This window comes from Pseudoalteromonas shioyasakiensis, from assembly GCF_001550135.1.
Lineage (GTDB): Bacteria > Pseudomonadota > Gammaproteobacteria > Enterobacterales > Alteromonadaceae > Pseudoalteromonas > Pseudoalteromonas shioyasakiensis.
In genome coordinates this window covers 1-13,110 of the sequence record NZ_LRUE01000015.1, presented here as the reverse complement: position 1 = coordinate 13,110, position 13,110 = coordinate 1, and the positions used below count along the sequence as shown (strand labels likewise).

Below are 13,110 nucleotides of genomic sequence, written 5' to 3'. Positions count from 1 at the left end.
GGGTTTCGCATGCGTATTTGGCAATTAGTTTTAGCGGGTTTATTAGCGTTCAGCTCTCTTGTAAAAGCGGACCAAGAGCAATCTGTGGTACTTATTTCGATAGATGGATTTCGCTGGGATTACATTGAAAAACACCATGCAAAGCACTTAAAAGCAATCAGTGAACAGGGCGTGAGAGCAAACAAAATGCGCCCTGTTTACCCGACCAAAACCTTTCCGAATCATTTGTCGATTATAACCGGCTTATTGCCTGTTAATCATGGCATTGTCGAGAACCGCTTTTGTGATACTGAGCGTAACGACTGCTACAAAATGGGTAAAGGGAAAGACGATAGCACTTGGGTAAATGGCATTCCGCTTTGGAACCTTGCACAAATGCAAGGCTTAAAAGCCGCCACCTATTTTTGGCCTGAATCAGATGCGCGCTTTAACGGCATGCTGCCTGATTACTTTTATCATTATTCGAAACATAGCGATTACCAAAAGCGTGTTGATCAAATTATTCAGTGGTTGAGCTTGCCAAAAGCACAGCGCCCACGTTTAGTGATAAGTTATTTTTCGTTGGTCGATAGCATGGGGCACGAGTTTGGCCCTGATGCTAAAGAAACTTATGACGCAGTGCAAAAGCTTGATGGTTTAATGGCTGATTTATCGAGCCGTTTAAAAGCGCTTGATGAAAACATTAACTTAGTGATTGTGTCTGATCACGGTATGGCGTCTGTAGAACCAAGCCTTAGTATTAAAATTGATAGCTTGCCGCAAGACCAAAACTTCATTGTGCAAAACACCGGCCCTCGGGTTTTATATTATGCAAAACCAGATAGCAAAGCAGACATCAGCGGATTCACTAAAAAGCTCGCTAAAGCTGCAGATGGTCGTTATATCGTGTTAAGTGAGCAGCAAAAGCGTGATTATCACTATGATAAAGGCCCGCGCGTTGGCGATATTATTTTACAAACCGACGCGCCTCGGGTGTTTACCGACAGTAAAATGGCCGGTTATTTAGGCACTCATGGTTACGCTTATAGCGAAGATATGGCCGCAACCTTTATCGCCACCGGCCCCGCCTTTAAACAAGGCCTTCGTTTAGACGAAGTAAGTAATTTAGATGTGTACCCGCTGATCGCCAAAATTCTAGGCCTTGAGATTTTAAGCCCAATCGACAGCGACGGTGAAAGTTTGTGGCCCGCGATTGAGGAGTAGGTGTGAGTTAGCGGGGGAAAGGCTCTAGGGGAAAGTTTCTAGGGGAAAGAGTAAAGTTGGAAAGGGACTAGGCGCTAGGAGCTGGGTATTAGGCGCTAGGCTCTAGGTTTTGGGCTCTAGGTTTTGGGCTCTAGGCGTTAGGGCGCGATGTAAAATCGCTGGCTTTTAGTCGTTAGAGGTCAGATATTAGATGTCAGTCGATCAGTGGGGTTGATTAGGTCGTGTGTTCTTCTCAGCGATTTTAACCTTTTAGGAGCTCTTGTAGGAGGTACTTTAGTGCCGAATCAAACATAAATGAGAGCGGTCAGCCTTCAGCCTTCAGACGCGTGAAACAAGTTTCACGCCTACGGGGAAACATTAGGTGCTAGGATTCAGACTCTAGGACGCGATGTAAAATCGCTGGCTTTTAGTCGTTAAAGGTCAGATATTAGATGTCAGTCGATCAGTGGGGTTGGTTAGGTCGAGTGTTCTTCTCAGCGATTTTAACCTTTTAGGAGCTCTTGTAGGAGGTACTTTAGTGCCGAATCAAACATAAATGAGAGCGGTCAGCCTTCAGACTTCAGCTTTCAGACGCGTGAAACAAGTTTCACGCCTACGAATTAAGACATTCGGTTCTAGGAGTTGGGCGCTAGGTACTAGGCTCTAGGACGCGATGTAAAATCGCTGGCTTTTAGTCGTTAGAGGTCAGATATTAGATGTCAGTCGATCAGTGGGGTTGATTAGGTCGTGTGTTCTTCTCAGCGATTTTAACCTTTTAGGAGCTCTTGTAGGAGGTACTTTAGTGCCGAATCAAACATAAATGAGAGCGGTCAGCCTTCAGCCTTCAGACGCGTGAAACAAGTTTCACGCCTACGGGGAAACATTAGGTGCTAGGATTCAGACTCTAGGACGCGATGTAAAATCGCTGCTACAGACTCGAAACTCGTTCCTCGTATCTCGCATCTCGTATCTCGTTCCTCGTATCTCGAAACTCGCTAACTTTCCCCTTTCCCCTTTCCCCTTGAAACTAGCAACTCGTAGCTAACAACTCGTACCTCGTTACCTACAACTTCGTTACCCACCCGTATTCACCATGGCTTTGAAACTTGTAGCTTTGATTACCGGCATCAAATTGGCCTTGTAGGGTGTTTTCTGTGAGGGTCATCACGGCTTGATGGCCTGCTTTAGCATGATCATTGACCTTGCCAAATACACTTCTATCGCCATTGCTGGCTTCGATGATGTTACTAATTTCGACGGTGTAACTGAGGTATTCGTCGATGACTAAAATAAAGTGATCGCCAGGTTGTAGGGTTTTTAGGGTGTCTAAATCAAATTCGCTGAATGCGGTGTTTGCTAATTGGTCAGGCAAACGGCCTTGTTTGTATAGGTAATCGTGCGCGTGATTAGATAGCTGATTAAGCGGCGCAGTTAAGTTCACAATGGGCTGTGGGGCTATTTGGTCGGCTTCTGCTTTGTAAGAGGCAACAAACTGCTGTGTGCTGGGTTTTGTTTTAAAACCATCACTTTGAATGTGCCATTCATTCAGTGCAAATGCTGTAAGTGGCAGAATGAAGATTAATGCAAGCGTCCTGTTCACATGTTTCTCTTACGGGTTTTTATGTTAACTCATTGTTAGTTTTTACCTCAAGTTAACAACTCGGTCAATAGTTAATCACTAAGTAGTGGTTTTTATTATCGTGTCGATAAAATTAATTTGTTTTACTCGGCTCTGAATGCTGAGCATAATCCGCGTTTTTTTGTCACCGAAACTCCAAGACTAGAGGTACCTACCATGCGCGGGTGGATCATTTATAAAGATAGCCAAGGCTTGTTAAAGCAAGAAACCTATGAAGTTGAACGTTTACTTGCTGCAGCCAAAGAAGAGGGCATAGATTTACAAGTTTACTCGCCAGATCAATTTGATCTAACTATTACTCGTGAAGACGGTAAAAGTATCTTAATTGATGGTCAATCTGTTGAATTACCGGACTTTGTTATTCCTCGTATGGGTGCAAGTACAACCTATTTTGCGCTGGCGATTATCCGCCATCTTGAGCGTTTAGGTGTTTATTGTGTCAATAGCTCGCAATCAATCGAAACAGTGAAAGACAAACTGTTTGCACAGCAAATTCTTGCTGAATGTAATTTACCTACGCCGAATACCATGTTGGTTAAGTTTCCGGTGAATATTGATTTGGTTGAAAAGCAAATTGGCTTTCCTGTGGTTATTAAAACGTTATCGGGCTCGCAGGGCAGTGGCGTGTTCTTATCAAAATCAAAAGAAGAGTTTGATGACTTAATGCAGCTGATTGAAGCGGCAAACCCACAAGCAAACATCATTTTACAGCAGTTTGTTAAGTCGAGTCATGGTCGTGATTTGCGAGTACTTACTATCGGTGGCCGTGCTGTTGCGTGTATGGAACGTAACTCACAGGGTAAAAATTTTAAAGCGAATGTCAGTGCTGGTGGTACAGGTAAGTCATTTCCTATTACGCCAGAAATCGAATGGCTTGCAACCCAAACTGCGAACGTACTTAACCTTGATGTGGCTGGCATTGATTTATTGTTTGATGAGCAGCACTTTAAAATTTGTGAAGCAAACTCAAGCCCTGGTTTTGAAGGCTTAGAAGGTGCGTTGGGTATTGATGTAGCCAAAGAGATTTTGCACTTCATTCGCATTCGTTTAGGTATTTTTGATAAGCCAAAAGTTGTCGAAGAGCCTTGTTTAGAGGCCGTTTAAACTTTCAAAAGGCGTGGTTATAACACGCCTTTTTTGTGTCATCTGTATAGTAAATAAATCTTAAAATACTACAAAAGTGTACAGTGCCATCTGGCAAATCATAGGATATGGTAGATTTTTAATTGCCAAGGAGTGTGTGTACATGAGTCAGCTCATCAGTCGAGCAACCGCTGGATTAGTGGCCGTTATTATTGGCTTTACCAGTTCAATCGCGCTTATTTATCAGGTTGTTATGGTGTTAGGTGGCACACCTGATTTAGTTGCCAGCTGGGTGTTAATGCTTGGTCTTGCGATGGGCGTCAGCTCGATTGCGTTGTCTTATTACTACAAAGTGCCCATTCTTATCGCGTGGTCAACAACCGGAGCGGCACTCCTTATTTCAAGTGCCCAAGGTTATAGCTTAAACCAAGCTGTTGGCGCGTTTATGTTCTCGGCGGCGCTGGTGTTTTTGTCTGGTATTACCGGCGTGTTCGAAAAAATGATGAACAAGATCCCAAGCCAATTGGCTTGTGCCATGCTTGCAGGCGTGCTGGTGAATTTTGGTATTGATGTGTTCAACTTTATGAGTGAGCTACCTTTAGTCATTGGTTTAATGGTGGCTGTTTATTTATGTGGAAAGCGCTATTTTCCTCGCTTTGCTATGCTTGCAGTGGTTGTTGCGGGCTTTTTAATGGCTGGTGTGACTGGGCAGATTGATACCTCTAGCTGGCAGTGGAAAATGAGCGAGTTTGCTTACATTGCGCCTGAGTTTGACTTAAACGCCATGATAAGTGTTGGTTTGCCGCTGTTTATTGTCACCATGACGTCGCAAAACTTACCGGGTATTGCTGTTTTAAAAGCACATCATTACAAAGCTCCTGTATCGGCAGCGTTAAATGTAACCGGGCTTTTAAATGTATTTATTGCACCATTTGGTGGTTATGCCATTAACCTGGCGGCTATAACGGCTGCCATTTGTATGAGCCCTGAGGCCGATAAAGACCCAAGCAAACGTTATTGGGCAAGCATTGCTGGTGGTGTTTTTTACATTATTATGGCGCTCCTTGCGGCAACCTTGGTCGGTTTGGTAGCAAGTTTGCCACAGGCATTAATTTTGGCGTTGGCAGGCATTGCACTCTTCGCCACCATTGCGAGCAGCTTACAGCAAGCCTTAACAGAGGCGTATTATACCGAAGCTGCGATCGTGACCTTTTTAGTTACAGCTTCAAACCTAACTTTGTTCTCTGTTGGTTCTGCGTTTTGGGGGATTGTTGCTGGCACGGTAACTTTGGTTATGACACGTAAGGATTAATGACACGCTTAAATATTAAAAAAGGCCCTAGTTACTGTATATAATAACTAGGGCCTTTTGTTATTTAAGTAATGGTTTTATCACTTCAAACATCGCATTGATATGGTCATCGCGGGTATTCAATGCAGGAATGTAGCGGTACTTTTCACCGCCTGCGTGTTCAAAGTTTTCGCGGTTTTCGCCTTCGAGTTCTTCTAACGTTTCTAAACAGTCAGCACTAAATGCAGGGCTTAGAATTGCAACATCTTTAATCCCTTCAGCAGGGTAGCTTTCAAGGGTTGCGTCTGTGTATGGCTTCAACCATTCAGCTTTACCAAAACGGCTTTGGAAAGTTGTTACAGCAAAGTCTTTCTCAAAGCCAAGTTTCTCTGCTACTAAACGGGTGGTTTGCATACAAAAGCAATAGTAAGGGTCGCCGTTTTCTAAAAACAGTTTAGGTGTACCGTGGTACGAAAACACCAATTTTTGGGGCGTGCCATGGGCATTAAGATCTTCGCTAATGCTAGCGGCTAGGGCATCAATGTATGTTGGGTTGTCGTGATAGCCATTAATAAAGTGTAGCTCAGGCACCCAGCGCCACTTACGAAGAACATTCGATACAGCATCAAACGTTGAGCCAATAGTAGTGCTTGAATATTGCGGGTACATTGGCAGTACGATCACGCGAGTGATGCCTTTTTCGCGCAGCTCTTCAAGGCCCGCTTCAATTGAAGGGTTTCCGTAGCGCATGGCCATGACCACTTCAGTGTCGTGGTGTCCTTTGTTTTTTAAAAGGGCTGCCAATTTTTTGCTTTGCTCTCGGGTAATATGCGTGAGCGGTGAGCCGTTTTCAGTCCAGATGCTTTTATAAAGTGCTGCTGAGCGTTTTGGGCGTAACGTAAGTACAAAGCAATAAAGGATGAACATCCAAATAAAGCGTGGGATCTCGACAATTCGAGGGTCCGATAAAAACTCGCGTAAATAAGTTCTAAGTGCCGCGGTAGTAGGGGCGTCTGGGCTCCCTAAGTTGGTCAGTAAAATGCCCGTTTTTTTGTTGAATCGGCCGTCATGAGGCTTATCGGTAATGGCGGAAAATCGCGACACTGAGTGCTCCTATATGAAGTAATCGTAATATAAATCACATTGTAACGAAGTAAGCTGATTATGTGATCACTTTATTCGCTAATTTTTGATCATGATCCTGAAAGGATTCGGTTTTCTTGCTTCAAGCTGCTGCAGCTTTGCAATTGATTTTGCACCAAACACATGCCCTTTAGGTAATAACAAAATACCGTCGTAGCTTCTTAGTGCGTGCCCAAGTACCATGCCGTTTTTAAGATCTTGAGCCGAGATAATTTTCATGGTGCCGACTTTTTGATCGCTGGCACACTTAATTTCTATGTTGTTAAGGGCTTCTAGAATTTTAGGGTGATAATAGGTTCCGCTATATAGCTGTAGTTGATCACGTGCTCTTTCAAAGTCACTTTCGTCTGCGCTCTTGAATTGTTCAACTGCTAGCCAAAAATCTCTTGCTACCGCTAATATCATAGCTTTTATCGGAATTTCTTTTCCTTTTAAGCCTTTAGGTTGGCCTGTCCCATTGTAATGTTCGAATTGGTAATAAATAGCCTCCGAGACATCATGTAAATGGGTAGCAGGCATGAGCATTAACTGCGCGGTACTTGGATGGGTGTAAAAGATTTTTTTTTGGTTTTCGGTTAGTTCTCTGGTTGGCTTTTTATAAAGCTCAGGCTCCATAGCGAGCAAGCCAATTTGTGCAAGATAACCTGTTATTTCTGCTCTTTCAATTCGCTGTTTTTCTAAGCCAAGGCTTTGTGCTAGTTGCTTACAAGTTGTGGCTATATTTTGCGCTTGGTTACCATCTAGGTAGGGGTTAGCGTTTATAAAGTTATATAAGATTTCGAAGGTGGTACGGTGCTCGTGTTTTTCACGCTCGTTGACTTCTTCGAGTTGTTTGAGCACTTTTCGAATTTGTAACGTACGCTTTTCTACCATTTGCTCAAGGTTGTTGTTTAGCTCTTTTAACTGGCTGTTTTGCGCTTTTATTTTTTGCTCTAACTGCTTGTTTTGGCGCTTTAATGAGGTTTTTTCTATGCCATCACTAATGTTTCGTAGCAGTAATTCGTTTTGCCATGGCTTTTGGATATAGGCATGAATTTTACCTTTATTGACAGCGGCAATGGTGTTGTCGATATCTGAGTAACCGGTTAGCAAAATTCGGTGTGGTTCTGGGTCTATATTAAGTGCTTGTGCAAAGAAGTCGGCGCCGTCCATGTTTGGCATACGCATGTCGCAAATGATCACATCGAAGCTATAAGTGGCCAAAACTTTTAGTCCTTCAAGTGGATCTGAGCTGGCTTTTGCAGTGATGTTGCTTGCTGCTAATAAGCGTAACAATGTGCGCAGCACGATTTCGTCATCATCTATGCATAAAACCTGAATATGTTGTTTGCTAACTTGTTCTGCCATACCGTTTTACTATGAGTCATCGTTAATCAATAACATAGCCTTAAATCAAGCCTTGTGCTAGGTTTTAAAAGAGACAAACAATGTTTGAGATGAATATGGATGACTTTAAGCAAGCCTATTTGTTAGAAAAAGCGGCCAGAGAAGAAGCTGAACAATTGCTCGCAGACAAAAGCCGTATTCTAGTCGCATTAAACAGTGAGCTTGAGCAAAAAATTGCTGACTTAGAGCATCATCAAGCTATGTTCATTCAAGCCGAAAAAATGGCCACTTTAGGCACTCTTTGTGCTGGGGTTGCCCATGAAATAAATAACCCTCTTGCCTATAGCATTAGTAATGTTGATTGTTTAAAAAATTACTGTAATTACTTTAGCGAGTTACTTGCTGTATGTGATGAATTTGCCTGCAACGATACTGATAAAGCCACGTTTTGTAAGCAGTTAACAGAGCTTAATAAAGTACATTCGTTTCGCTTTATGGCTGATGATTTACCTGAACTAATAAGCGACACCTCACAAGGCTTGCAAAGGATCAGTAAAATTGTGGCTAATTTACTGGATTTTTCGCGGCCTAAAAGTCACGACAAGCAATTTGCCGATATGACGGAGGCGGTAAAAAGTGCCGTTAAACTACTTGCTAATCAACTTCGTAATTGCCATTTGCATACCCAATACAGCCCGATATCACAAAGTTGGTGTAACTTACCCGCCATAAGCCAAGTGATTGTTAATATCTTAATTAATGCCAAATAAGCTTGTGATAATTTAAGCGCAAAAGCTGAAATATCCGTTGCTGTGTATGAACTTGAGCAGCATATTTATATCGATGTTGAAGATAATGGCGCCGGTATGTCAGAAGAAACCATTGCGAAAATATACGATCCCTTTTACACCACTAAACCTGTTGGTGAAGGCACCGGCATGGGGATGACCATGGTATATGCCATAGTGCATGAACATCAAGGATGTATTGATATTCAAAGTACAGAAGGAATGGGCACACGAATTAGCTGCGTGTTCCCGGTACAAAGTCAGGTCAGGAAGACTGTAACTAGCTGACAGTATTTCAGTTGTTGCAAAAATTTGTGAATTCGCTAGGGTAGGAATACACCCTTACCAAAACAACATGTAAAGGCTCAATATGCTTAACCAACAAAGTTCGGATGTATTTAAAAATTACCTCGCTAGTCAAAGAGAAACTAATCAAGTCAGCTTGGATCAAGTGATTGGCTATATGTCTGGTTTGTTAGCCTGCTCAGAGTTTTTTGGTGAGTCAGAGTTAGCAAATTATATTGCCGATAATGATGAAGCGGTATTCAACACCTTAATGACAGATTCAGAGCCGCGCGATGCAATGATTGAACTGCTCGACAACGTAACCGAAGCACAAGTTGAACAAAAGAAAATCTTAGCCGAATTATACCCAAATGAAGTTAACAGCAATGAACCAAGCCAAGCACTACAAGACTTTTGTAGCGGGTATATTGCAGCGTACATTGTGAACCAAGATATTTGGCACAGCGATTTACAATTTTTACTCAAGGCTGATTCGCAGCAAGAAAACGAAAGCGAAGATGGCCAGTTGTTTATTGATAATTTTGAAGCAACACTCGATTTACTTACTACTTTTGCAATGTGGGATCAGGCGCTGGCAAATCATCCTGAACCAGAAAAACTAGGCGAAGGGTTTGTCACCTTCTTTAATGCGCTAGACGAGAGCTTATCTGAGATTGCCACTATGGCGTTAATGCTTGAAGATGAAAAGCTGGCGATGCTTGAGCAAGATCAGTAAACATTTTCCTCCTCAGTAGAGATAAGCTGATAGTTGCATTATTTTGCTTGTTTCTACTGAAAAACGAATAATTCCAACCGTAAAAATTCCATTAATACTACAAATGGAAAAATTTATACCTAAGTCGTACCTGATTTTTCTTTCATTTTGTGTATTTGTTGATAGGATGTTTTGCAAGAGTTAACTCGCAGGCTTGAGTTAACTTTCAAAAATCGTGATTTCTAAAATCAACAACACGTGCTTAGTGCTTTTCTTAATTTCTCCAAAAGGGGCGTCTTTTTGTTTTAAGGAAAGCCTGAATATCAACAGGATACACATGACAACACATTCTTTAAGTATGCTGGCCGTTGCGGTTAGTGTGGCTGTTTCTGCGACTTCAGTGCAGGCAGCAGAGCAAGCATCTGCTGCGAAAGCAGATAAAAACATCGAACAAATCTCTGTATTAGGCTCACGAGTTGCCAATCGTACGGCTACCGAATCAACATCGCCGGTTGATTTGATTGATGCTGACGACTTAAACAAAGGTGGTTTCACTGAACTGGGCCAAAGTCTGCAAGCGACGGCTCCTTCATTTAACTTTTCTCGTACGCAAGTGTCAGATGGCTCTGACTTATTTAGACCTGCGACTCTTCGTGGTTTACAGCCAGACCAAACGTTAGTGCTTATAAATGGTAAACGCCGCCATAACCAATCTATTTTTGGTTTAAATGGTACTGTAGGTGCCGGTGCTGCGGGTACCGATATGAATGCGATTCCGCTTACTGCGTTAAAAGGCGTTGAAGTACTTCGTGATGGTGCTGCTGCGCAATATGGTTCTGATGCGATAGCCGGTGTTATCAACTTATCGTTAAACGATTCAACGGGTGTTACAACGGGCTATGTGCAAGCGGGTAGCACGGGTGAAGGCGATGGTGACACTATTTCAATGGGTTTAAACCGTGGCTTTGATTTAGGTGATGAAGGCGGCTTCATTAACTTTTCTTTAGAATACCGTGATGCTGATGGCACCAACCGAGCTGAACGTGATACTGGAGGCTCAGTTGATGTACCAGCCGGTACGCTGTCTGACGAAGTTCGTTGGGGACAGGGGAATGCTGATAGCGAATTTACCTCTGTGTTTTATAACATGGCATTACCATTTGGTGAGACCGAGCTTTACTCATTTGGCGGATACTCAAACCGTACTGCCCTAGGTAATGGTTTTTACCGTAACTTTGACCAAGCAGCGAAGAACGTTGTGCAAGTATATGGCGATGGCTTTTTACCTCGTATCGATAACGAAGCCGAAGATATTTCGTTTTCACTTGGTTTGCGCGGAGAGCTAAATCCAGATTGGAGCTATGACGTATCTGCCGTATATGGTGAGAATAGCTATGATTTCACTTCAAAAAATACTCTAAATGCGTCGTATGCTGCTGAATATGTGGCGAATAACCCAGATGCAAGTGATGCTGATATTGCTGCTAATGCGGGCCCTTCAGGCGGATACTCAGGTGGCTTTAGATTTGATCAAACAACCGTTAATGCAGACCTTAATGGTATTGTAGATATTGGTCGCAGCGAGCCATTATACGTATCTGTGGGTGCTGAGTACCGTAAAGAAAATTATGAAATCGTGCCGGGCGAAGAAGCCTCTTATGCATGTGGTTTAGCTAATTCAGATACCTCATACCCTGCGGTAAACGACAGCAGCGTATTCGCTGAGTGTGGTTTCCAAGCTTATAACGGTTTACGCCCTGAAGCGTCAAACAAAGAGAGCCGTCACAGCTATGCATTTTATGTAAATGCCGAAACGCTGATCACGGACGCATGGCAAGTAAGTACAGCGCTTCGTTATGAAGACTTCTCTGATGCAGGTGATGACATCATTGGTAAGCTAGCAACGCGCTATGAAATTACCGATGACTTTGCCGTGCGTGGTGCGATTTCTTCTGGCTTTAGAGCACCATCACTGCAACAAAGTGCCTATACAGCCTACACCACCAACTTAGGTGCTGGTGGCGTGTTATTGCAATCATTCACAGCAACAGCGGGCTCTGATTTCCCATCAGCACTTGGCGTTGATAGCCTTGGCCTTGAAAGCTCAGAAAACTTAAGTGCAGGTTTTGTTTACAACGTAACTAGCGATTTATCGCTAACCGTTGATTTTTACCATGTTGCTATTAAAGACAGAATTACCCTTGGCAGCTTAATGTCGGCGGACGATGTTTCATTTAGTGCCGAGGCCGTGGCCGCGCTTAATGCAACAGGAGCACAGCAAGCTAACTACTTCTCAAACTCAGTTGATTCAACCACCAAAGGGGTTGATATTATTGCTTCGTACCGCACCGATTTGTATGACGGTAATTTCTCAGCAACCTTTGCGGGTAACATTAACGAAACTGAAATTGATGATGTAAATGCACCTGAGGGGATTCCTGAGTCAATCGCCCTTGATGATTTACAACGTAGTTTCTTAACAGACGGTCAACCTGGTGAGCGTGCAACGCTAACGTTTGAATACGATCGTGGCGATTTCAACAGCATGCTACGCTTTAACTACTATGGTGAAACAGACGTTAAATACTTTGGTAATGACCACATTGGTTTACCTGATGAGTTATCACCTACCGGTGAGTTTAAAGACACAAGCACGGTAGAATCAGCGGTATTAGTGGATGTTAACGTGGGCTATCAGCTAACAGACGAACTCATGCTATCGGCGGGTATTGATAATATCTTTGATGTAACGCCAGACGAGCTAGGTGAAGATGAAGCGCTTGATTTTATTACGAATAAAGCTTTTAAATACCCTGTTCGAGCACTACCTTATGGCTTTGATGGTATGACCTACTACGCAAAATTAAGTTTTAGTTTTTAATTCCTAAGTTGATATGAAACTTAAATAGCGCCTAACGGCGCTATTTTTTTGCTTAATTGTAGTATTCGACATTTTTCACTCTAATTAATGACAGCTGTCTTTAATTAGAAAGTTGCAAGGGGAAAGTTAGCGAGAGTAAAGGGGAAAGTTAGCGAGAGTAAAGAGGAAAGTTAGCGAGAGTAAAGGGGAAAGTTAGCGAGTTTCGAGGTGCGAGATACGAGACATGAGATGCGAGACACGAGTCTGTAGCAGCGATTTTATATCGCGTTTCTCTCGAACCTAGCCATGTAGGCGTTATGCTTGCATGGCGCGCGAAATAAATTTCACGCCTACGTCTACTAGTTTTACATTTGAGTGGTGTTTGAGAGCTCATGGCTGAAGCCATTCCTACGAACGCATCAGATTTATATCGCGTTTACTCTCGCAACTCGCAACTCGCAATTCGCATCCATCACCAATGTCGCGGCATAAAGCCGCTGCTACGTAGGCGTTATGCTTGCATGGCGCGCGAAATAAATTTCACGCCTACGTCTAATCGTTTTACATAGGTGTGGTGTTTGAGAGCTCATGGCTGAAGCCATTCCTACGAACGCATCAGATTTATATCGCGTTTACTCTCGTATCTCGTATCTCTCACCACGCATCTCGCACCTAGCTCCTAGCTCCTAACACCTCGAACATCTCATCTCATAATTCACATCCCTCACCAATGGCGCGGAATAAAGCCGCTGCTACGTAGGCGTTATGCTTGCATGGCGCGCGAAATAAATTTCACGC

Annotated in this window: 10 protein-coding genes; 7 read left to right on the top strand and 3 right to left on the bottom strand. The window is 43.1% G+C overall.

What is annotated here, in order from left to right; translation table 11 throughout:
• Window positions 1–9: 9 nt before the first annotated feature.
• Window positions 10–1,203: an alkaline phosphatase family protein gene (locus tag PASHI_RS09310; RefSeq protein WP_062565378.1), complete on the top strand. Its 1,194-nt coding sequence runs from the start codon at window positions 10–12 to the stop codon at window positions 1,201–1,203.
• A gap of 1,042 nt (window positions 1,204–2,245) precedes the next feature.
• Here PASHI_RS09310 and PASHI_RS09305 read toward each other — a convergent pair.
• Complete coding sequence (locus PASHI_RS09305; protein ID WP_055199089.1) at window positions 2,246–2,782, bottom strand: hypothetical protein; 537 nt, start codon at window positions 2,780–2,782, stop codon at window positions 2,246–2,248.
• Between the two features lie 195 nt (window positions 2,783–2,977).
• Between PASHI_RS09305 and PASHI_RS09300 the strand changes: the two genes are divergently transcribed.
• Together PASHI_RS09300 and PASHI_RS09295 are read left to right on the top strand one after the other, a co-directional pair.
• A complete protein-coding gene (locus PASHI_RS09300; RefSeq protein WP_062564751.1) occupies window positions 2,978–3,925 on the top strand; it encodes an ATP-grasp domain-containing protein in 948 nt (315 codons plus the stop codon).
• Window positions 3,926–4,067: 142 nt separating this feature from the next.
• Window positions 4,068–5,216 (top strand): benzoate/H(+) symporter BenE family transporter, encoded by a 1,149-nt coding sequence (locus tag PASHI_RS09295; protein WP_062564750.1) that lies wholly within the window; start codon window positions 4,068–4,070, stop codon window positions 5,214–5,216.
• A 60-nt stretch (window positions 5,217–5,276) separates the two neighbouring features.
• Here PASHI_RS09295 and hemH read toward each other — a convergent pair whose 3' ends face one another.
• Complete coding sequence (gene hemH, locus PASHI_RS09290; RefSeq protein WP_062564749.1) at window positions 5,277–6,299, bottom strand: ferrochelatase; 1,023 nt, start codon at window positions 6,297–6,299, stop codon at window positions 5,277–5,279.
• Between the two features lie 78 nt (window positions 6,300–6,377).
• Entirely contained in the window at window positions 6,378–7,685 is a 1,308-nt protein-coding gene (nosR, locus tag PASHI_RS09285; protein WP_062564748.1) for a response regulator c-di-GMP phosphodiesterase, NosR family, read from the bottom strand.
• Window positions 7,686–7,765: 80 nt separating this feature from the next.
• Here nosR and PASHI_RS09280 point away from each other — a divergent pair, with 80 nt between their 5' ends.
• The 4 genes from PASHI_RS09280 to PASHI_RS09265 all read left to right on the top strand — a co-directional run bounded on the left by PASHI_RS09280 (window position 7,766) and on the right by PASHI_RS09265 (window position 12,333).
• Window positions 7,766–8,434, top strand: a complete 669-nt coding sequence (locus PASHI_RS09280) for a sensor histidine kinase (protein WP_062564747.1) — start codon at window positions 7,766–7,768, stop codon at window positions 8,432–8,434.
• A gap of 30 nt (window positions 8,435–8,464) precedes the next feature.
• The gene (locus PASHI_RS09275; RefSeq protein ID WP_082710865.1) at window positions 8,465–8,740 is read left to right on the top strand and encodes a sensor histidine kinase; all 276 of its coding nucleotides are present in this window, start codon (window positions 8,465–8,467) and stop codon (window positions 8,738–8,740) included.
• Between the two features lie 82 nt (window positions 8,741–8,822).
• A complete protein-coding gene (locus PASHI_RS09270) occupies window positions 8,823–9,473 on the top strand; it encodes a UPF0149 family protein (RefSeq protein WP_062564745.1) in 651 nt (216 codons plus the stop codon).
• A gap of 316 nt (window positions 9,474–9,789) precedes the next feature.
• Window positions 9,790–12,333, top strand: coding sequence for a TonB-dependent receptor plug domain-containing protein (locus tag PASHI_RS09265; RefSeq protein WP_062564744.1), 2,544 nt, complete (start codon window positions 9,790–9,792; stop codon window positions 12,331–12,333).
• Window positions 12,334–13,110: the final 777 nt, after the last annotated feature.